22 protein-coding genes and 2 tRNA genes are annotated in these 22,116 nt (G+C 30.7%); 10 read left to right on the top strand and 14 right to left on the bottom strand.

Going from position 1 to position 22,116, the window contains the following annotated elements; all coding sequences use genetic code 11:
* Nucleotides 1–108: 108 nt before the first annotated feature.
* The 5 genes from V6251_RS08595 to V6251_RS08575 form a co-directional block, all read right to left on the bottom strand.
* Nucleotides 109–954: an aldo/keto reductase gene (locus tag V6251_RS08595; RefSeq protein WP_341587882.1), complete on the bottom strand. Its 846-nt coding sequence runs from the start codon at nt 952–954 to the stop codon at nt 109–111.
* Nucleotides 955–1,056: 102 nt separating this feature from the next.
* Nucleotides 1,057–1,377: a hypothetical protein gene (locus tag V6251_RS08590; protein ID WP_341587881.1), complete on the bottom strand. Its 321-nt coding sequence runs from the start codon at nt 1,375–1,377 to the stop codon at nt 1,057–1,059.
* Nucleotides 1,378–1,493: 116 nt separating this feature from the next.
* Nucleotides 1,494–3,338, bottom strand: a complete 1,845-nt coding sequence (locus V6251_RS08585; protein WP_341587880.1) for a cystathionine beta-synthase — start codon at nt 3,336–3,338, stop codon at nt 1,494–1,496.
* A gap of 215 nt (nt 3,339–3,553) precedes the next feature.
* The gene (locus V6251_RS08580; RefSeq protein WP_145000078.1) at nt 3,554–3,790 is read right to left on the bottom strand and encodes a hypothetical protein; all 237 of its coding nucleotides are present in this window, start codon (nt 3,788–3,790) and stop codon (nt 3,554–3,556) included.
* A gap of 2 nt (nt 3,791–3,792) precedes the next feature.
* Complete coding sequence (locus V6251_RS08575) at nt 3,793–4,245, bottom strand: SRPBCC family protein (protein ID WP_341587879.1); 453 nt, start codon at nt 4,243–4,245, stop codon at nt 3,793–3,795.
* 265 nt (nt 4,246–4,510) lie between these two features.
* Between V6251_RS08575 and V6251_RS08570 the strand changes: the two genes are divergently transcribed.
* From V6251_RS08570 to V6251_RS08530, 9 genes are all read left to right on the top strand, one after another.
* Entirely contained in the window at nt 4,511–6,451 is a 1,941-nt protein-coding gene (locus V6251_RS08570; RefSeq protein ID WP_341587878.1) for a peptidylprolyl isomerase, read from the top strand.
* 1 nt (nt 6,452) lies between these two features.
* Complete coding sequence (locus tag V6251_RS08565) at nt 6,453–7,304, top strand: peptidyl-prolyl cis-trans isomerase (protein WP_292944235.1); 852 nt, start codon at nt 6,453–6,455, stop codon at nt 7,302–7,304.
* Nucleotides 7,267–8,715 carry a peptidylprolyl isomerase gene (locus V6251_RS08560; protein ID WP_292944238.1) on the top strand — a complete coding sequence of 483 codons (1,449 nt, stop codon included), beginning with the start codon at nt 7,267–7,269 and terminating at the stop codon, nt 8,713–8,715. The genes V6251_RS08565 and V6251_RS08560 overlap by 38 nt, the downstream gene beginning before the upstream one ends.
* 9 nt (nt 8,716–8,724) lie before the next feature.
* Nucleotides 8,725–9,678 (top strand): AAA family ATPase, encoded by a 954-nt coding sequence (locus tag V6251_RS08555; RefSeq protein ID WP_341587877.1) that lies wholly within the window; start codon nt 8,725–8,727, stop codon nt 9,676–9,678.
* Nucleotide 9,679: 1 nt separating this feature from the next.
* Nucleotides 9,680–9,868 (top strand): GldL-related protein, encoded by a 189-nt coding sequence (locus V6251_RS08550; RefSeq protein WP_292944242.1) that lies wholly within the window; start codon nt 9,680–9,682, stop codon nt 9,866–9,868.
* Nucleotides 9,869–9,886: 18 nt separating this feature from the next.
* The gene (locus V6251_RS08545) at nt 9,887–11,032 is read left to right on the top strand and encodes an acyltransferase family protein (protein WP_341587876.1); all 1,146 of its coding nucleotides are present in this window, start codon (nt 9,887–9,889) and stop codon (nt 11,030–11,032) included.
* A gap of 190 nt (nt 11,033–11,222) precedes the next feature.
* Nucleotides 11,223–13,493 carry an aconitate hydratase gene (locus V6251_RS08540; protein WP_341587875.1) on the top strand — a complete coding sequence of 757 codons (2,271 nt, stop codon included), beginning with the start codon at nt 11,223–11,225 and terminating at the stop codon, nt 13,491–13,493.
* Nucleotides 13,494–13,782: 289 nt separating this feature from the next.
* Nucleotides 13,783–14,661 carry an anti-sigma factor gene (locus V6251_RS08535; protein ID WP_341587874.1) on the top strand — a complete coding sequence of 293 codons (879 nt, stop codon included), beginning with the start codon at nt 13,783–13,785 and terminating at the stop codon, nt 14,659–14,661.
* Between the two features lie 64 nt (nt 14,662–14,725).
* On the top strand, nt 14,726–15,292 hold the full coding sequence (locus V6251_RS08530; protein WP_341587873.1) for a TlpA family protein disulfide reductase: 567 nt from the start codon (nt 14,726–14,728) through the stop codon (nt 15,290–15,292).
* Here V6251_RS08530 and V6251_RS08525 read toward each other — a convergent pair.
* From V6251_RS08525 to V6251_RS08495, 7 genes are all read right to left on the bottom strand, one after another.
* Nucleotides 15,289–16,431, bottom strand: coding sequence for a lycopene cyclase family protein (locus tag V6251_RS08525; protein ID WP_341587872.1), 1,143 nt, complete (start codon nt 16,429–16,431; stop codon nt 15,289–15,291). The genes V6251_RS08530 and V6251_RS08525 overlap by 4 nt on opposite strands.
* 22 nt (nt 16,432–16,453) lie before the next feature.
* Nucleotides 16,454–16,903 (bottom strand): beta-carotene hydroxylase, encoded by a 450-nt coding sequence (locus V6251_RS08520; protein ID WP_341587871.1) that lies wholly within the window; start codon nt 16,901–16,903, stop codon nt 16,454–16,456.
* Between the two features lie 2 nt (nt 16,904–16,905).
* Nucleotides 16,906–17,745: a phytoene/squalene synthase family protein gene (locus V6251_RS08515; RefSeq protein WP_341587870.1), complete on the bottom strand. Its 840-nt coding sequence runs from the start codon at nt 17,743–17,745 to the stop codon at nt 16,906–16,908.
* A gap of 1 nt (nt 17,746) precedes the next feature.
* Entirely contained in the window at nt 17,747–19,210 is a 1,464-nt protein-coding gene (locus V6251_RS08510) for a phytoene desaturase family protein (protein ID WP_341587869.1), read from the bottom strand.
* Nucleotides 19,211–20,125, bottom strand: coding sequence for a MerR family transcriptional regulator (locus tag V6251_RS08505; protein WP_341587868.1), 915 nt, complete (start codon nt 20,123–20,125; stop codon nt 19,211–19,213).
* A 187-nt stretch (nt 20,126–20,312) separates the two neighbouring features.
* Nucleotides 20,313–20,385, bottom strand: a tRNA-Lys gene (locus V6251_RS08500).
* Between the two features lie 65 nt (nt 20,386–20,450).
* Nucleotides 20,451–20,523 (bottom strand) — tRNA-Lys (locus V6251_RS08495).
* Between the two features lie 125 nt (nt 20,524–20,648).
* On the opposite strand from V6251_RS08495, the gene V6251_RS08490 reads away from it, so the two are divergent.
* Entirely contained in the window at nt 20,649–21,164 is a 516-nt protein-coding gene (locus tag V6251_RS08490) for a shikimate kinase (RefSeq protein WP_341587867.1), read from the top strand.
* Here V6251_RS08490 and V6251_RS08485 read toward each other — a convergent pair.
* Nucleotides 21,156–21,659, bottom strand: coding sequence for a phosphoribosyltransferase family protein (locus tag V6251_RS08485; protein WP_145000048.1), 504 nt, complete (start codon nt 21,657–21,659; stop codon nt 21,156–21,158). The two genes, V6251_RS08490 and V6251_RS08485, sit on opposite strands and share 9 nt — an antisense overlap.
* Nucleotides 21,660–21,663: 4 nt before the next feature.
* Nucleotides 21,664–22,038 carry an RNA-binding S4 domain-containing protein gene (locus tag V6251_RS08480; RefSeq protein WP_145000046.1) on the bottom strand — a complete coding sequence of 125 codons (375 nt, stop codon included), beginning with the start codon at nt 22,036–22,038 and terminating at the stop codon, nt 21,664–21,666.
* Between the last annotated feature and the right edge of the window lie 78 nt (nt 22,039–22,116).

Genomic DNA, 22,116 nt, shown 5'->3' with positions numbered 1-22,116 from the left:
AAGTCAAAATGATTTAACTTTTTACTAATGTTTTTTAACACATTACGATAAAAAAAAGCACAATGCTTAGATTGTGCTTTAAATAGTATAGCATCACATTAATCTTAATTAACTAATACGGTCAGGCCAAAAATTAGGATGCTCTCCACTAAACCCCATTTTTGGTAGGTTGTTTATTTGTTTCATTTCGTCCTCAGACAGTTCAAAGTCAAAAATATTAATATTCTCTTCAATTCTTTCTGGCGAATTAGATTTAGGAATAATTACCACGTTATGTTGAATAATCCAACGTAGACATATTTGCGAAACCGATTTTTGATGTGTTTTGGCAATGTCGTTTAAAGTTTGATTTTCAAATACTTTTCCTCGTGCTAAAGGAGACCAAGACTCAACAGTTATATTTTTAGATTGACAATATTCGGTTAATTCTTGTTGCCAATACCCAGGATGAAACTCGATTTGATTAACAGCAGGAATAACCTTTGCAGTTTTAAATAACGCTTCCAAATATTCTTGAAAAAAATTACTAACTCCTATGGATTTAATTTTACCTTCAGCTTGTAATTCTTCCATTGCGCGCCAGCTTTCTGCATTAGCGTGTTGCCAATTATCGTAGTTTTTAGCGTTAGCAGGCCAATGGATTAAATATAAATCAATATAGTCTACATTTAACCGTTGTAACGATTTATTAAATTGGTCTTTAGCCGATTGATAGCTTAAGTTTTCTCGCCAAAGCTTGGTGGTAATGTAAATGTCTTTTCTGTCAATACCACTAACTTTAATGCCTTTTCCAACTGCTTCTTCATTTCCATAAATAGCAGCTGTATCAAGCAACCGATAACCTTTAGCTAAAGCAGTAGAAACGGATTTAATACCTTCTTGTTCTGTGCATTTATAAGTTCCAAATCCAACTAGTGGAATTTGATTACCATCGTTTAAGGGGATTTGTTTCATAATAATAGTTTTAATGTTTTAAATAGTACTATTTAAAGGTAAGATTAATGTTGTTTTTTTTAAACTATTTATACTGTTTTAACAAGGTTTTAGCCTTACTAGCTAGTCTATGGTTAAACATGTTATTTCAATAATTTTACCAGACATACAAGTATCAAATAGGTCGTTTTTTTCTATATAACTAAACTTGATTTTGGTATTATCTATTAATTTTATATCAAAGCTATTTAGGTTAGTTGGATTTACTGTTTTACCATCTTTTAATGCAATCATCCAACCACAACCATCTAAACCAGTCTTATTAACTAATGTACCTTTTACACTGTTTAAGCAATTAGAAGTGTCGTTTTTGGTATTGGCACAGGACCAGGTTAATAGTATTAAGCTTAAAAGTAAAATTATGTTGTTTTTATTTTGAGACATACATTGGAATTTTAAATTAGATTAATACTAAGTTAATCTATTTTAGTAAAGTTTAAAATTGGTATAAAAAAAAGCACGATTATAGGTCGTGCTTTTTTTTATTTAAGAAAAAGAGTTTACATACTTTTTACAAAGTCTAGAAAAACTTTTTTATGAAGTTCTAAATCTAGATTTGGAGATAAAGAGGCACGTACGATGTAATCTTTATCACCTTCTTTAGTAGTGCCTTGTGTTGAGGTTGCAGGAATAGTCCAGTAGCAACCATTTAATTGACCATAACTAACGCAATATTTACTCTCATCTGGAATTTGAGTAATCATTAGGTTAATTAATTTTAAGTTTAAAGCGCGTTTATAGTCTTCTTTTTCTTGTGCTGTGTTTCCTTTTGTTGGAAGGTCTAACGAGAAAACAGAAGGTGTAAAATCTTGCTCAGCAAGTGCTTCTGATACAAAATTGATTTTAGCTTCTGGTAGCGTATCGTGTATAAAATTAACAAATTCACGTGTATTGCTGTAAGCGTCTTTTATTCTTTGATTCATTGAAGGTAATTGCTTTGCTAAAATTTCATATTGAAGATTAGTCGCTTCATTATCGCAAAGGGTTAAATGGTTTTCTATGTGAACCATTAAATCTTGCGTTTTAGTATTACCTACACAATACCCAGCAGTACAATGTCCACCACTAGGAAATTTTGATCCGCTTGCATAAGATATTGTTCGTACGCTAGATAGTATTTTATCTTCACCTAAAAATAAAACATTTGGACAAAAGGTTTGATCTAAAATAAAAACTGGGTCTATTGCTATATCACCATTTGGTGTGTGTCTAACTTTACTTAATGCAGCTTTTAATTGTAAAAGATCTGGAACTTCAACTCTAGGATTTGTCGGAATTTCTGCAATAATATAAGGTACTGCATCTTGACTTGCAATAGTGTTTAAAACGGTATCAATACTTGTTACCATGTCATTGTCACCATCCACAGGTAAATCTACTACTTCTACATTGTTAATACATGCAGCAACACGTCTAGCTTGATCGTTAGTACCACCATAACAGTTTGGAGGAACAATAAACTTAATGTCTTTTCCTTTGTGGTTAATTAACGCATCATGTATAAGTCCCATCATGATAGCATACTGGATTGATAATCCACTAGAGCCTACTAACGGTTTAGAAGGTGATCCTGTAATGGCTTTAATAGTTTCCAGGACCTTAGCTTTATCTGTCTGTAGTGTGCTACTTGTATAGTCTGATGTTGTTGTGTTAATTAAATCCTGTAAAGCAGCTAAGCAATTAATAGGTGTCATTGCAATGGTTTCTCGTCGTCTTACATGTTGTATGTCAGAAATATAAGCTTCGTTTTTTGCACCATTTACTAATAATACACTTCCTAAATCACTATGTAAGTTAACCGTAAAGTCTATGTTACTGGTTAAATTTGCATGACATATATCGTTTTGTTGATTGATAAAGATGGTACTACCATTAAAATCAGTTATGTCTTGAGTAGAATCTACTTGCTTTAATTCAAAATTATAACCATAAACACTACGTAATACTTCAGCATCAAAAATACTTGGTAATTGACCAATGTAGTTGATTTGTGTTTTTTTATCCGCTAAAAGATTTTTTCTTAAAACAGATAATATTGGAGTTGTTTTAGATGAAAAACTTATAACCGCTTCAGGTTTTAAATTATTTAAATCAGCAATAACCCATTCTAATACACAAGATAGTGGATGACCAAGTCTAATATAATCGTAAGCAGTTGGTAATTGGTTTAAAGCGGAAGCTTCAGCATTATTGTTATTATATAAACTCTCAAATTGATTTAAAAATTCAGTTTTAGCTAATTTTTCGTTATAGATATCTAAGCGATGCGTTGTTAAATTCAACCAGCCAGTTGGCATGTTTTGAAGTACATCTTTAAGATAATTTATCATTTTATTATTGTTCATAATTTCTCCTTTAAAATAGGAGTGCAAGGTACAATAATTAGATTTGTTTTAAAAGAAGAATAGCCAGTGTTGTTACCTAGCATACATAAGTAATGATAGGTGATTTAAGCGTATTTTGTCTATCAAAAAGGAAACATTATAATTAATAAATATTTAACTAATATAATATGTTTTAAATAGCTTAAAACTATGGTGTACTATTACTAATTTTATAACTATTCTGCGTAAACTTGTCCACGATGTGGTTTTAATGCATCACGTATGGGTTTCATTTCTGTTTCATTAACCACCATAAAAGCAATGCTATGCATATCGCTAAGTGTTTCAAAACCTGTAATATTTAATTCAGTTTTTTCTAAAGTTATATACTCTTTAAGATGTATTTCGTGGTGTTGGGCAATTTTTAAAGCATCAGGACCTCTAAAGTCCCAAATTAATTTAAGTTTTCTCATGTTTAATTTTTAACAGACTTTCCTATTTCTATATAATTTTTAAAATCGTATAAATATTTTTCCGATTGTAACTTTATTGCTTTTGGCATTAAAAGTAACATTAGACGTTTAGAAAACGTAGTTGGTATAAACTCGTTGTTACATGTCCATAATGTGCTATTATCATCAACGACTTTAAATTGGTTTTCTTGGATGTTATGCATGCCTGCAGAATCAAAGTTGTAATGAACCGTTTTATTGTTTTCTATATAAGTTACAGTTTCTATAACACTCAATTTTCGTTTGCCAAAAGTGTAGTTTAGTTTCATTTGTACACCTACTTCATTAGGTAAACCGCTTAAATGCTCAAAACTAGTTAAACCAGGATGCCAATGTTTTCTGGATTCATGGTCTTGTAAAAGCCTAAAGCATTCTTCAATAGGTTTTCTTATTAATACTGTAATTGTATATTTCATATAAAAAAATAACACGTAAGCTTAAATAAAAGCAATTGTATAATTACAATCTATAAATATGTGTTTGATGGTAAATATAAGTTTTTTGTTGTAAATTAATTTTTAAAGAAAGTCTAAAATTTTAAATAATTTGAGGACTTAGTTTTTTATAAAATAACTAATATAATAACTATAATAATTACTTTAAAGTATCGTTTTAAAAGTCATTGTTTAATAGTGTAATATTACTATTTTTGCAGACATTGCTAACAAATGTGGCTTAATTATGAAAATGAATATTTTACGTATTACATTCCTCTCTTTTTTCTTTACCTGTTTATTTGCAAATGCGCAAACAAATACCGTTTTATTTACAGTAGATGATGTGCCAGTTTACACTACAGAGTTTAAGCGTGTATATAGCAAAAACTTAGATTTAGTCAAAGACGACTCTCAAAAGGATATTGATAATTACTTAGATTTATTTGTTAAGTATAAACTTAAAATTGCTGAAGCTAAGGCTTTAGGAATGGATCAAAAACCAGCTTATTTAAGAGAGTTTTCAAGCTATAAAAGCCAATTGGCTAAAAATTATTTAAATGATAGTAAGGTAACAGATCAGTTAATTGAAGAAGGTTACCAAAGACTTTTAACAGAAGTGGATGCCAATCATATTTTGGTTAAAATAGATGAAAACGCAAGCCCAAAAGATACATTGTTAGCCTATCAAGAAATTAAAAAACTAAGAGATCGAACTATAAAAGAAGGCTTTGAGCCAGTAAAAAAAGACATACATAATGGTCAAACTTTATTTGCAGAAGAGTTGGGCTTTTTTACCGCTTTTAAAATGGTATATCCATTTGAAAATGCTGCATATAATACAGCGGTTGGAGAATGGTCACAACCCTTTAGAACGCAGTTTGGTTACCATGTAGTTTTTGTAAATAACAAACGTAAAAACAGAGGTGATGTTACCGTTGCACACATTATGTTAACGGATGATAAAGCAGAGCAAACAGCCCAGAATAGTATAAACGAAATCTATAAAAGACTAAAGCAAGGAGAAGACTTTAGTGCTTTAGCTAAACAGTTTTCTGATGATAAAAGTTCAAGTAGTAATGGTGGGAAATTAAATGCGTTTTCAGCTGGTCAATTAAGTTCAAAAATATTTGAAGAACAAGCATTTGGCTTAACTAACGTTGGTGATGTGTCTAAACCTTTTAAATCAGAGTTTGGTTACCATATTATTAAACTGATAGAAAAAAATGGAATACAACCTTTTGAGGCTTTAGAATTGGAATTAAAAAATAAAATTAAACGTGATTCTAGATCTAAAGTCATTAGTGATAAGCGTATTGAAAATTTGTTACAAACATATAATGTTGATTTGACAACAGTAGACTTAACGCCTATTATTAATATCCTATCGGATGATTATTTTGCAAGTAATTGGACTATTCCTGCAACATTTAAAGGTGAAAAAACACTATTAACTATAGGAACAAAGCAAATACCAGAAATTGAATTTGCTCAATTTTTATTTAAAAGTCAACGTAGACGACAAGCTAAAGTGTCATTAAAACAATTGGCAGAAGATAATTTTAAAGTTTTTGTTGAAAGTAATTTAAAAGCGTATCAAGAAGAAAACCTAGAGTCTGAAAACCAAGAATATGCACAAGTGTTAAGCGAATATCGTGATGGATTGTTGTTGTTTGATTTGATGGAAAACCAAATTTGGAATGCTGCAAAACAAGATTCAGTAGGACTGTTAGACTATTATAATCAACACAAATTTAATTACTATTATGACACCAGAGTTGATGCGATTGTGGCCTCTTCTGCTAAAAAAAGTGTGATTAAACAAGTATCAAAATTACTAGAGCAAAATATAGCTACAGATAATATTAAAAAACAAATTAACGCGGACAACCAAATAAATGTTAGTTTTATCATCGATACATTAGATACAACACATCAAGCATTACCAAAAGGGTTGAGTCTAAAAACTGGAGTTTCTAAAGTCTTTAAGCATAATGATGCTTACAGTGTCGTTAAAGTAAATAGTATATTGCCTAAAACTCAAAAAACATTTGAGCAAGCTAAAGGTAGCGTAGTATCAGATTTTCAGGAGCAAAAAGAAAAAGACTGGCTTTTAGAATTAACTAAAAAGTATAAGGTTACAATAAGCAAGGACGCATTAAAACAAGTAAAAGAAGAACTAAAATAAATTGAAAAAACTAAGCTACATATTAATAATGTTAGGTGTTTTATGGTCTTGTGACTATTTTAAACCTGCACAACAAGAAAATGCTATTGCTAGAGTAGAAGAAGTTTTTTTATATTCAAGTGATTTAAAAAAGGCCTTGCCAGAAAATTTAAGCCAATCAGACAGTACTATTTTTGCTAATAACTTTATTAATAAATGGGCAACACAACAACTATTTGTGCAAAATGCGCAAGTTAATTTGTCTGATGCAAAATTGGAAAAGTTTGATAGGTTAATACAACAATACAAAAATGATTTGTATAGTAAAGCCTATGTGGAAGCCTTGGTATCTAAAAACTTAGACACCACAGTATCTGTAACAGAAGCTGCTGCATATTATGATTTAAATAAAGACGCCTTTAAGTTAAATGAAGATTTAATTCAGTTTAGATATATTAATGTAGAAGCAAATCGCTTAGATTTAGAAAAAATTAAAACCAAATTTAAACGCTTTAATAAGTCAGATAAAAAAGAGTTAGATTCAATTTCAATACAATTTAAATCTTATTCATTAAAAGATTCGTTATGGATAAGGGTTGATCAGGCTATTAATAAAATACCTGTCGTGACATTAGATAACAAAAATGAATTGTTAAAAAAATCTAATTTTATACAACTCAAAGACTCATTAGGATTATATTTGATGCAAATAAATAATGTGTTGTTACGAAACGATACGGCTCCATTGGAGTACGTTAGACCAACCATTAACCAAATCGTTGTTAACAAACGAAAATTGGAATTAATAAAACAATTAGAAAAGGACATTACTAAAGATGCCATTAAAAACAAACAATTTGAAATTTACAATTAAAAGTAAAACGTTAAATGCCTTAGCGTTTATATTATTAGCAACGTTTGCTACTTCGGCTCAAGAAATAATTGACGAAACAGCACAAGAGCAAGTTAAAGATACCACTAATACAGGTGGAGCACTTAAAGTAGATGGTGTTGCTGCAGTAGTAGGTGATTACATTGTTTTAGATAGTGATATTGACAAAATGATTTTACAACTTAAAGCACAAGGTGCATCTATACAAGGTGTATCACGTTGTCAATTATTTGGTAAATTATTAGAAGATAAATTATATGCACATCACGCCATCCAAGATAGTATTGTTATTAGTGATGCCGAAATTCGTTCATACGTAGACCAACAAGTTCAACAATTTTTACAACAAACTAATGGTAACATGGATGAGTTACTTAAGTTTTATAAAAAAGAAGACGAAGTTAGTTTTAGAGAAGAAATGTTTGAAATTAACAAAAGCAATAAGTTAGCTTCTGAGATGCAAAAGAAAATTATTGCAGATATAGAAGTTACTCCAGAAGAAGTACGTCAGTTTTTCAATAAAATACCAAAGGAAGAACGTCCAAGATTTGGAACAGAATTAAAAGTAGCACAAATTATTGTGGAGCCTAAAGTAAGCGATGAGGAAAAACAACGTGTTATAGATCGATTAAAAGAATTTAAGAGAGAAATAGAAGAAGACGGTAAAAGTTTTAGATCTAGAGCAGCTTTTTATTCTGCAGATCCAGGTTCTAAAAAAGCAGGAGGAAAATTACCTCCAATGAATAGATCTAAACCAAGAATGGTTAAAGAGTTTAGAGATGTTGCGTTTTCTTTACAAGAAGGAGAAATATCAGAACCTTTTGCTACAGATTATGGATACCACATTATCTATTTAGAAAAAATTAGAGGTCAAGAATATGATGTAAGTCACATTTTATTAGTTCCTGAAATATCTGACGAAGAAATTTTAGAAGCCAAAGAAAAAATTGAAAAAATAAAAGCAGACATAGCTAAAGGTGATTATACTTTTGCTGACGCAGCAAGAGAGTTTAGTGACGAAAAAGAAACTAAATACCAAGGAGGTCAATTAATTAATCCACAAACTCAGGATTATAATTTTGAACTAACTAGAATGGATCCAGAATTATATGGTCAATTACAAGGTCTAGAAAACAACACAATTAGTGAGGTGTTAACAGATACTGACAGACAAGGTAATATCAAGTTTAAGTTAGTAACAGTAACGGATAGAATTGATGAGCATGATGCTGATTATGCACGTGACTATTTGAAAATTAAAGAATTAGCTTTAAACGAAAAGCAATTTGATGCTATCGGTAAATGGCAAAACGAAAAAATATTAGATACTTACATTAAAATTAGCGAATCTCACAGAGATTGTGACTTTAGTAGTAACTGGTTAAAAAAATAAGTAAAACATATGTCAGACGTTGCAGCAGTAAAATCTCTGGTAACAAAATATAACGCATTAAGACAAGAAGTAGCAAAAGTTATTATAGGTCAAGATGATGTTGTTAATCAGATTTTAATTTCTATTTTTTCTGGTGGTCATGCCTTATTAATAGGTGTTCCAGGATTAGCTAAAACGTTAATGGTTAATACAATTTCACAAGCACTAGGCCTAGACTTTAAACGCATACAGTTTACACCAGATTTAATGCCTAGTGATATTTTAGGAAGCGAAATCCTAGATGAAAGCAGACAATTTAAATTTATAAAAGGACCAATATTTTCTAATATTATATTGGCAGATGAGATTAACCGTACACCTCCTAAAACACAAGCTGCTTTGCTAGAAGCTATGCAAGAGCGTGCAGTAACCGTTTCTGGACATCATTATAAATTAGATTTACCATATTTTGTTTTAGCAACACAAAACCCAATAGAGCAGGAAGGGACTTATCCACTTCCAGAAGCCCAATTAGACCGTTTTATGTTTGCTATAAACCTAGATTATCCTACTTTTCAAGAAGAAGTAGATGTGGTTAAAGCAACTACATCAGATCATAAACCTAAAGTTAATGCGTTATTTACAGCTCAAGAAATCACAGATTTCCAGCAACTAATTAGACGTATTCCTGTGGCAGATAATGTAATAGAGTATGCTGTAACTATTGTTGGAAAAACAAGACCTCTTAGTGAAGCTGCTTCAGACCTAGTTAAACAGTATGTAGATTGGGGAGCAGGTCCTAGAGCTTCGCAAAACTTAATTTTAGCAGCTAAAACACATGCTGCTATTAACGGTAAATTTTCTCCAGATATAGAAAATGTTCAAGCTGTAGCAACAAGTATATTGCGTCACAGAATGATTAAAAACTATAAGGCTGAAGCCGAAGGTGTAACCATCGAACATATTATTAAAAGCCTTTTTTAATATGAGTTTGAAGCAATTTAAAGTTCCGTTGGTGCTTTTAGTTATTGGTATAATATTAACCATAGTAGGAGCCATGTTTAAAATACAACATAAACCTTATGGTAGTATATTATTAACAGCAGGTACTTTTATAGAATTTTGCGCTATATTTTTAGGTATTATTAAATTAATTAAAGTAGCTAGACAATAGTTATTTACCCTTTATTTATTGGAAACTATAACAACATATAAACAAAGAATATTTGGTTTAGATGTCGTTAGAGCATTGGCTATTATTTTAATTATCTGCTCTCATGCCACGTTGCTATTATTTCCGGATTCTCAATCCAGTATCATAAAAACTATACAGTTTTTTGGAACTATTGGTGTTGATTTATTTTTTGTTTTAAGTGGTTTTTTAATTGGTACCATCTTAATAAAGTATATAGCACGTAATAAAACTTCTATTAAAGATTTTATTAATTTCTGGTTACGACGTTGGTTAAGGACATTGCCAAATTATTATCTGGTTTTAATTATAAATATTGGGTTGTTATTCCTGTTTAATTTGGAGCCTCCAAATCAATTATATAAATATTTCTTTTTTCTTCAAAATTTATCTCAAAAACAACCTGATTTTTTCACTGAATCTTGGAGTTTGACAATCGAGGAATTTGCTTATATAATAGGACCATTTTGTCTTATTATATTAGGAGTAATTTTTAAAAAGGTGACTAAATGGATGTTTTTATTAACTGCATTAATCATTATAGCAAGTGCTATTTATCACAGGTTTTTGTTTGATAATATAGCATCAATAGCTATTCAAGATTTTTCATGGAGTAAGTCGCTACGTAAAGTCGTGGTTTACAGGATAGATAGCATTTATTATGGCTTTATTGGTGCTTTTTTTTCTTTTTATTACAGTAGTACTTGGATGCGTTACAAGTACATAAGTTTTATAATTGGTGTCTTATTATTTATTGGAATTCATCTATCAATACTATTTAATCAATTAAATCCAGATAGTTTTAGTACGTTTTTTAATGTTTATTATTTATCGCTCTTATCCATAAGTATACTGCTTACATTTCCTATGTTTTCCAATTGGCAATCAAGTAAATTTTTATCAAAAACTATAACTAATATTAGTTTGTGGTCGTATTCAATATATTTAATCAATTACTCTATTGTATTGTTAAGTATCCAACATTTTACTAAAAACTTAGAACTAACTTATGTAGGTAAGTTTGGTCTTTTATTTTTATATTTAGTTATTACTTTTGTGCTTTCCTACCTACTATTTACCTTTTTTGAATATCCAATTCTAAAATTTAGAGATTCTAAAAGGTACAAGCGATGGTTTGAAAATTAGATTTCTTGTTAATTTATTATTTTATAGCATCTTATTTTATCACTTTACTACATTTAAGTAGTTATTATTCTTTTTTATTGAATTTAATTCAATGAATATTCAATTTCCTTATATATTTTTAAAATGCTTCAATTTTTCGTAAATTCGCAAGACTTTAAAACAAATTAACAACCCTTAAAATTCATACTATATGGCATTTGATATTGACATGATAAAAAAGGTATACAGCCAAATGACAGAACGTGTTGACGCAGCACGCAAAGTTGTAGGTAAACCTTTAACACTTTCTGAAAAGATCTTGTATTCTCACCTTTGGGACGGAACACCTAATACAGCCTTCACAAGAGGTAAAGACTATGTGGATTTTGCTCCAGATAGAATAGCATGTCAAGATGCTACTGCACAAATGGCTTTATTGCAATTTATGCAAGCTGGTAAAGATAAAGTAGCTGTACCAACAACAGTACACTGTGATCACTTAATCCAAGCTAAAGATGGTGCAGCAACTGACTTAAAACACGCTAATAGTGTAAGTAGTGAAGTATTTGATTTTTTAGAATCTGTTTCTAATAAATACGGTATTGGTTTCTGGAAGCCAGGTGCAGGAATTATTCACCAAGTAGTTTTAGAAAATTATGCATTTCCAGGAGGAATGATGATTGGTACCGACTCTCACACAGTAAATGCTGGTGGTTTAGGTATGGTAGCTATTGGTGTTGGTGGTGCAGATGCTGTAGATGTTATGGCTGGTATGGCTTGGGAACTTAAATTTCCTAAATTAATAGGTGTAAGATTAACAGGTAAATTATCTGGATGGACTGCACCAAAAGACGTTATTTTAAAAGTTGCTGGAATTGTTTCTGCAAAAGGAGGAACAGGTGCAATTGTTGAATATTTTGGTGAAGGTGCCAAAGCTATGTCTTGTACTGGTAAAGGAACAATTTGTAACATGGGAGCAGAAATTGGAGCAACAACTTCAACTTTTGGTTATGATGAGTCTATGGAACGTTATTTACGTGCTACAGACAGAGCAGATGTTGCAGATGCTGCTAATCAAGTTAAAGAGTATTTAACAGCAGATGAAGAAGTTTATGCAAATCCAGAACAATATTTTGATCAAGTAATTGATATTAATTTATCAGAATTAGGACCATTATTAAACGGACCTTTTACTCCAGATTTATCAACTCCAGTTGGTAAAACAATGACAGAAAAAGCAACTGAAAATGAATGGCCTATACAAGTAGAATGGGGACTTATTGGTTCTTGTACTAACTCGTCTTACGAAGATTTATCTCGTGCTTCTTCAATCGCTCAACAAGCCTTAGATAAAGGTATAAAAATGAAAGCAGAATTAGGAATTAATCCAGGTTCTGAACAAGTACGTTATACAGCAGATAGAGATGGTATTTTAGGAATATTTGAAAAATTAGATGCTAAAATATTTACTAATGCTTGTGGTCCATGTATTGGACAATGGGCAAGATATAGCGATCCTAAAAATGCACCTAAAAATAGTATAGTACACTCGTTTAACAGAAACTTTGCTAAGCGTGCAGACGGTAACCCTAATACACACGCTTTTGTTGCCTCTCCAGAGATTACTGCAGCAATTGCTATTGCTGGTCGTTTAGACTTTAACCCTTTAACAGATTCGTTATTAAACGAAAATGGAGAAGAAGTGATGTTTGATGAACCAACAGGATGGGAATTACCACCTAAAGGATTTGAAGTTAAAGATAACGGTTACTTAGCTCCTGATGAAGATGGAAGTGGAGTAGAAGTTAAAGTTGCTTCAGACTCTGAAAGATTACAATTATTAACACCATTTACTCCAATTGGTAACGATATTTCTGGTGCTAAATTATTAATTAAAGCTTTCGGAAAATGTACAACAGACCATATTAGTATGGCTGGACCATGGTTACGTTTTAGAGGTCATTTAGATAATATCTCTAACAACTGTTTAATTGGAGCTGTTAATGCATTTGGAATGAAAACTAACTTTGTTAAAAATCAATTAACAGGAGAGTTTGGAGGAGTGCCAGACACAGCAAGAGCATATAAAGCAGCAGGAATTAAAACTGTAGTAGTAGGAGACCATAACTATGGTGAAGGTTCTTCTCGTGAACATGCAGCTATGGAGCCTAGACACTTAGGTGTTGCAGCGGTAATAGTTAAATCTTTTGCTCGTATCCATGAAACAAACCTTAAAAAACAAGGTATGTTAGGATTAACTTTTGCAAATGAAGCTGATTATGATTTAATCCAAGAAGATGATACATTTAACTTTATAGATTTAAATGAATTTGCGCCAAATAAACCATTAACTTTAGAGTTAGTGCATGCAGATGGTAGCAAGGATACAATTGTATTAAACCATACTTATAATGAAGCTCAAATAGCTTGGTATAACGAAGGAAGTGCGCTAAACTTAATTAAAAAAGAGAATAACGCATAATTTTTGATTTTTTATAAATTTAAAACTCCTGATTTTTATCAGGAGTTTTTTTATGAACATAATTTAATGCGTATTATTGTATATAGCGTTGATTATTAATGGTTTAGAGTGATGATTTGTTGTTTTGTACATTTGATAATAATTACTTTGTTTATTAAGTATTAGTTAGCGCATTGCTATGATATTTTAAACAATTACTAAGTAATTTGCAGTTTTTTTAATTAAAACGTAAGGTTTTGATTTGTTAATCGACTTTTAAAAGAAAAATTAATTAATTAAAACCAAGATTATGATTAGAAAAATGTATTTAGCAGTATTAGCTTTAGGAGTATTAAGCGTATCATGCAGTAGTGATGACGACGCAACTGCACAACAACCAGAAACGTCTACGTTAACATTAAACCTATCTGATTTAGAAGCGTTGGGTAACGATTTTGTGTATGAAGGTTGGATTATTGTTGATGGATCTCCAGTATCCACAGGAACATTTAGCGATGTTACGTTTCCAAAAACCTTTCAAGTATTAAGTGCTCAATTAGCATCAGCGTCAACATTTGTGTTGTCCATCGAGCCAGCTTTAGATTTAGATCCAGCTCCAGCAGCAACAAAAATTTTAGCAGGAGACTTTGTGGATAGTTCAGCCAATGTAAATTCTAATTTAGTAGCAGATTTCTCTGCAGCAGCAGGTACATTTATTTTAGCAACGCCTACAGATGCTGATAATACTAATGAAGAAAGTGGTGTTTGGTTTTTAGATAATACTACAGGAACAGCTGTTGCTGGATTAGATTTACCAGCATTATCTGACGGTTGGGTTTATGAAGGTTGGGCTGTAATTAATGGTACACCAATAAGTACTGGTACATTTACAGATCCTGCTATGGCTGATGCTAACGCTGCATCATCACCTTATAAAGGCGATTTAGGAAATGGACCAGGTTATCCAGGTGAAGATTATTTACAAAATGCACCTACAGGATTTACGTTTCCAACTGATTTAAGAGGAAAAACTATTGTAATTTCAGTAGAGCCTAGTCCAGATAATAGTACAGCACCTTTTACGCTAAAACCATTATTAAAAACGGTAGCAACAGATGCAACTGTGCATACCTCTATAGCAATGGGAACAGGACCTGTACAATCATTATCAGGAACAGTAAACAGATAAAAACAAATAGTTTTGATACTTTTGAAGCACCTAAATTATTAGGTGCTTTTTTTATTTTATAGTCATGAAAAAACCGTTGTTTTCGCTTAAAAATATAGTTTACTTAGCTATAGTTTTAATATTAGTAATTCCGTCAAGTAGACAGTTTGTACAAATTCAAATCCACAAAGGGTTAGCTTTGTTTGCTCCAAACGTAGAAAATGAAACAGATAGAGTACAAATTATTAATTACAATTGGAATTTAATAGATTTAGATAATAAGGTATACAATTTCCGTCGAGCGGAAAATAAAATCGTGTTGATCAGCTTTTGGGCTACATGGTGCCCACCTTGTATAGCAGAACTACCAAGTATGCAACAATTATATGAAACCTATAAAGATAAAATTGAATTTGTTTTTGTTTCCAATGAAAAACCTGAAACCATTAAAGCCTTCATGAAAAAAAACAATTATTCTTTTAAGGTTTTTAGTCCGTTAGATGCACCTAACATAGAATTATTTAATGTAAATAGCATTCCAAGAACATTTTTAATTAATCAAAAGGGAGAAGTTGTAATCGATAAAAATGGTGCAGCAAATTGGAATAGTGATTCGGTTAAATTAATTATTAATAAATTGCTTAAAGACTAAAGTGTTTTAATAAATGCTTTTATAAAGCTCCAAGAAAATAACGAGGTCATAATTTGTAATTCTTCTTTAAACGACGAGTCTTCATCTAAAAATCTAAACATAGTTTGTATTGAGTTTTTAGAGTAAAATTTTTCAAAAATCCATTCACCTTTATGGTTTTCGTCCTTTAAAACTTTTAAAAATATTTTATCATAAAACTTATATTTTGCTGTAAATAAGTCTGTTGATGGTGTACTGTTTGCTTTAATATTAGCAATTATTGTCGCAACTTTTTTTTCTGTTAGCTTAAAAGAATAACCTGTACTACCTTTTACCCAACCACCAGCTGTTCCTATTTTAGTAATGTTTTTGGTGTTAGATTGCTCAAAAGGGAAATTGGTCATTGGTATTTGACCCATTTCGGTTTCAATAATTTGGTAATCTTCAATTTTTAAAAAGTCTTTTATGTATTTTTTAATATAACTATCATAAACATGTTCTTCTACTGTATGTTCAGTAAAGTAAGTAAACTCTACTAAAGCTTCACGTTTAGTAAAAGGTAATACATAATTAAAAGTGGTTTGATCACCATCCTTTAATCTATAATCCATCATTGTAATAGTGTCAGGATCAAAAGCGTCTGTGTTAGTTTTTATTATCCAACCTTTAAAATGTTGTGTTATAGTTGTGTATTGATCCAATCTTGATAATGCATCATTAGCTATGCGACTATCAAATACATGATTGGCAGTATACGAATTTTTATTAGTATTAACCGTAATAATACTGTCATCCGTTACAGAGTTTACGGTTTCGGTTATAAATGTTATATTTTTATTCTGTTTAAGAATTGCTAAAGCATGCGAATAAAAATCAATAGCACGAATGGTTTTGTAACTGTAAGGATTAAGCTTTAAATCAATAGTTTTGTTTGACGCAAAAATAGTGGCTTTTGACCATTTTTGATGAATAATATCTTCCCATAAACCTGTATTTTGCTCCCAGAAACTCCAAGTTTTATCATTACTTGTTTTAGTGGATGGGTCTATTAAAGCGATGCGTTTATTTGTAAAATGGCTATCATTGTTAAATGCTAAAGCAAGTTGTAAGCCTGCTAAACCATTACCAATAATAATATAGTCATAATGGTTTTTAGGCATTATTTAAAAAGTATATAATAATTTATCTTTTGAAATACTTAAACGGTACAAATAACATCCCGAAACATTCACCATCACCTTTACCTAGATGTTTATGATGAATTTTGTGCGCACGTCTTACACCTTTTGCGTACCAATTATTAGCGTTTCTAAATATTTTAAAACGTTGGTGTATAAAAATGTCATGAACTAAAAAATAGGCTGCACCGTATGCCATGATACCTAATCCAATTGGTAAACAATACCAAACGTTTTCGTAATTCCACAGATAAAAACAGGTCATACTTACAATAGCATAAAATATAAAAAAGGCATCATTACGCTCAAACCAACTGTCATGATCTTTGTGGTGATGGTCTTTGTGTAGACTCCATAAAAAACCATGCATGATATATTTATGTGTAAACCACGCCATAAACTCCATTGCAGTGAAAGTTCCTATAAAAACTAATATCCAATATATTGCATGCATTATTATAATAAGTTTAATTGATATTTAACATAGCTTCGTGTTAAGAGTTCTGCTTTTTTATAATTTGGCACTCTTATACGTGTGTTTTTGATTTCTAAAGCTGGTGTTTTCTTTAATTTTTTTAATAATTGATTGTAATAACGGTAAGCCATAAAAACTCCAAACTTAGCTTCAATAGGTAATTGTTTTATACCTTTTAAGCCTTCATTAAAATCGTTCTCTATATCATTGATTATGTATAGCTTATCCGCTTCAGTTAAATTGGTTAAGTCTGTGTTTGGAAAATAGGTTCTATCCAATAATTCGTGGTCAGCTTTTAAATCTCTTAAAAAATTTACCTTTTGAAAAGCAGAACCCAAGGACATTGCTGTGCTTTTTAAGGCTTCATATTTTTCGTTATCTCCTTTTACAAATACTTTTAAGCACATTAACCCAACAACATCTGCTGATCCATAAATATAATCCTTATACTCTTGATCAGTAGTATATTTAGTTTTGGACAGGTCTAGTCTCATACTTTTCATGAAAGAGTCAACCATATGCTTGTCAATATTACATTTATGGTAGGTATGTTGAAAAGCGTTAAGTATAGGATTTAAGCTTATCTTATCTCTAAGTGCAAATTCTAAATCGTCTTCAAAGCGCTTAAAAAGCTCTTTTTTATTGTACTCATGAAAAGTGTCTACAATTTCATCAGCAAATCTTACAAAGCCATAAATATTATAAATATCTTGTCTTATAGTATTGGCAAGCATTTTTGTAGCTAAAGAAAAAGAGGTACTGTAAGATTGCGTAACAATCTTGCTACAGTCGTATGATACAGAATCGAATAATGTTTTCATTTTAAACGTTATGATGTTTATTAATTAATTCTGCTACTAGTTTACCCGAAATAAGAGCAGGAGGGACACCTGGTCCAGGAACTGTTAATTGTCCTGTAAAGTAGAGATTTTTCAGTTTATTACTTTTTAAATTAGGCCTTAAAAAGGCAGTTTGTAGTAATGTATTTGCCATTCCGTAGGCATTACCTTTATATGAATTGTATTCTTTTATAAAGTCTTTAACACAAAAGGACTCTTTAAAGATAATATTATTTTTAACATCTTGTTTTGTTAATTTCTCAAAACGTTTTAAAATAATATTTAGATATTTTTCTCTTATCTCAGTAGTATCTTCAATTCCTGGAGCTATTGGTATTAAAAAGAAGCCAGTCTCACAACCGTTTGGTGCCATACTGTGATCCGTTATGGATGGAAAATTAGCATAAAACAAAGGGTCTTTTGGCCAACTTGGATTGTCGTAAATTTCTTCAGCGTGTGTCTCAAAATTTGTATCAAAAAACAAATTGTGATGCTGTACATTGTTTAATTTTTTGTCAAAACCGATGTAAAAAAGTAAAGATGAAGGCGCAAATGTCTTTTTGCTCCAATATTTTTCTGAGTATTGTCTGTGTTGTATGTCTAACAATGTTTCGGAATGGTGATAATCTGCACCACTTAAAACTACATCAAATTGAAGTGTTTGGTTGCCAACAATTATTGCTGTTGCTTTTTTGTTTAACACATTAATTTTAGTTACTGGACTATCGGTTTTTATAGTAACGCCTAAGCTTTTAGCCAATGATGACATGGCTTTGATAATCTCATACATTCCGCCTTTAGGATGCCATGTACCTAAACCAAAATCGGCATAATTCATAAAATTATAAAACGATGGTGTTTTGTTTGGTTTGGCACCAAGAAATAAAACCGGAAACTCTAAAGTTGAAATTAATTTAGGGTTTTTAAAGTTTTTTCTAACATCTCTGCTAATGGTTTTAAAAAATTGGTCAACACGCATTATAGTTTCTGGTGTAACTAATTCTAAAGGTGATATTCCAGGCTTTAATACGACTTTATTAATAGCGATATCATAATTAGTGGCAGCTTTATTAATAAACTTTTTTAACGGAACGGAACTACCTTTTTCTATACGTTCAAATTCGGCACATATTTTTTCTAGGGTATCACCAATAGTAATTTCGTCATCTTTAAAAAATATTTTATATGCAGGCGAGAGTTTATCTAATTGATAAAAGTCAGATGTCTTTTTATTGAATTCTGCAAAAAACTTGTCAAAAATATCTGGCATCCAATACCAACTTGGACCAATGTCAAAGGTAAAGCCTTCTTTTTTTAACTGTCTACAACGACCACCAACAGTACTATTTTTTTCAAAAATAGTTACGTTATGTCCAGATTGCGCTAAGTAACAAGAGGCTGAAAGTGCTGAAAATCCAGATCCAATAATTGCGATATTTTTACCCATTTATGCTAAAACGTGTTGTAAAGATTCAAGAACCTCTTTAGTGGATTGATACGATGCTATTTTAGGGTTAAAAGAATTGTCTATAAAAGCAGTCATTCTTCCTGAAATTATTAATTTGTTGTTTGTGTTTTTCAATATTTTGGAATTAAAATCAGCCAAATATTGGTTTATGTCGTCTTTTTCGGGCTTAACCGTAAAACACGAAATAAAAGTGATGCTATCGTATTGTGATTTTAAAAACTCTAAACTGTCTAAAGGGACACTTTGTCCTAGATATATTGAGTGAAATCCTTTGTTAATTAATTCGTAATTGGTAAATAATAAACCTAATTCATGTACTTCGTTATCTGGTAAAAATAACACATACACTTCACTACTGTCTACTAGATTCTTTTTGTTTAAAGAGGTCTCAATGTTATAAACAATCTTTTGTTTAATAAGTTCTACTATAAAATGCTCATGAGCAGGCGTTATGGTGTCTGTTTGCCATAACATACCAATTTCATCTAATAATGGTACAAATACTTTATAGAAAATATCACTAAAGCTTAACTCTGTTTTTAAATCTTCGTAAGTAGTAAAAAATAACGATTGATCAAAATTGAACATAGCCAATTTTAAAGCATTAATGTAATGGTTATTACCCTCTTTTTTCTCGGCAATTTGTCTTACAATAGTTGGTATATCTTTGCTATCCAAATTAGCTATTTTAGATATTTTGTAACCATTATTGTTTAGATAGCTAATGTTTAATATTTTTTGAAGACTAGATAAGCTGTAATATCTAATATTAGTTTCTGTTCTGTTAGGTTCAAATAGATTGTAGCGCTTTTCCCATATTCTGATGGTGTGCGCTTTGATACCTGAGAGATTCTCAAGATCTTTAATACTAAATTTAGTTTTTATATTGTTCATTGTTTAGCTAAATTAATTAAACAAAATGAATTTTAGCTATAAAAACGTGAACATTTTGAAATAATTAACAAACTGCATCTTTTAACACGGTTTTAGATTAAATGTTTTTAAGAAATAGAATGTATATAGGTTCCTAAAGTTAGGTGTGAAGCAAAAAAAAAAGCTAAGCAAGATGCTTAGCTTTTTGTGACCAGACTGGGGCTCGAACCCAGGACCATCTCCTTAAAAGGGAGATGCTCTACCAACTGAGCTATCTGGTCAGTAAAACAATTTTTATATTTTGTAATAGTCACAAAATAAATTCAAACTATAGCTTGAAAATAAGTGACCAGACTGGGGCTCGAACCCAGGACCATCTCCTTAAAAGGGAGATGCTCTACCAACTGAGCTATCTGGTCATTTGTTTTACGAGGGTGCAAATATAATAGCTTTTATTAATAATACAAGGCTATTTTTGATTTTTTTTTTGTTTTTTTGTTTCTCAAATATGTATGGTTTTAATAATCAATTTATAAGCTTAAAAATGAATTTAATTTTTATTGGATATATGGCTTCCGGAAAGTCAACAATTGGTCAGAAAATGGCAGAAAAAATGGGATTTAAATTTATTGATTTAGATGATTATATTGAGGCGTGTGAAAAAATGAGTGTTTCTGATATATTTAAAACTAAAGGAGAAATACATTTTAGAAAACTTGAGCAGACCTATTTAAAACAAATAACCTCCAATACAGATCAAACAATAATTGCGTTAGGAGGAGGTACACCTTGTTTTTACAATACTATGGAATGGTTAAATAAACTAGATAATTTTAAGACCGTATATTTAAGAACTAATTTAGATATTTTGACAGACCGTTTATTTTTAAATAAAACAAGACCATTAATTAGTCATCTAGAGACTAAAGTTGCTTTAAAAGACTTTATTGCTAAACATTTATTTGAGCGCTCTTATTTTTATAATCAGGCAAGTGTAGTTGTTGAAGCTACTAATAATGAAGAAGAGACAATAAATAATATTTTAAAAAAGTTAATTTAAATAAGCTTTCCACTCTTTACCTTCTAGATCCACCTGAACATGCTCATTTAACGAGGTTGACAACGATATACCCTTATAATCTGCTTTAACCGGAAATTTTTTATGATTTCGGTTTACTAAAACAGCAGTTTTAAATTGTTTTAAAGGGACTTCTAAAAAGTGTTTTACACAGTAAATTAAAGTAGTACCTGAATTTAATACGTCATCAATTAAAACAACCGATTTGTTTTGATATTGTTCCGGTTTCAGAGAGGTCTTTATTAGGTCTCTTGGGTTTTTCTTGTCTATGGATATTTTACAAAGCGTTGGTTGGATTGGAGATATTTTTGCTAAAATGGTTTTCAGTTTTTTTGCTAAAATATAACCATTTGCATCTATACCAGCTAAGACAACTTCTTCCTCGTTTATATTTGCCTCATATATTTGAAAAGCAATTCGTCTTAACTTATTGTTAATGGCACTATTATCTAATATTACATCTTTTAAAACACTCATAATACTATTGCTCGTTTTCCGCGTTTAAATTGTCTAAATCTCTTCTGTCTTTTTTTGTTGGTCTTCCAACACCTTTTTTTCTGTAATAATCCTTGGCTAATTTAAGCATTTCTTGTGCTTCAAAAGCGGACTTTGGAGTGTTATCTACACGATAAATATCTACAAGTTTAGCACCAACCCTGTTTGGAGGAATATCCAAAACGGTCAATTTATAGTTAACCTGGTCTTTTCTAAGTTCAATTATATCTGTTGGATAAACTTCTCTACTAGCTTTAGCTACACTACCATTTACCTTAATGTGGCCTTTTTTACATGCAGTCGTTGCTATGTTTCTTGTTTTAAAATGTCTAACACACCATAAATACTTATCTACTCGCATACAAATTATCTAAAATTGACGTTAAGGTTATTGTGCAAAATTATATTAAAATGTATCTTGCACATCAAAAATAAGAAT

Source organism: Olleya sp. Ti.3.14 (assembly GCF_038154885.1).
GTDB lineage: Bacteria > Bacteroidota > Bacteroidia > Flavobacteriales > Flavobacteriaceae > Olleya.
The sequence above is the reverse complement of the archived record's forward strand: the minus strand, read 5'-3'. Positions and strand labels throughout refer to the sequence as shown.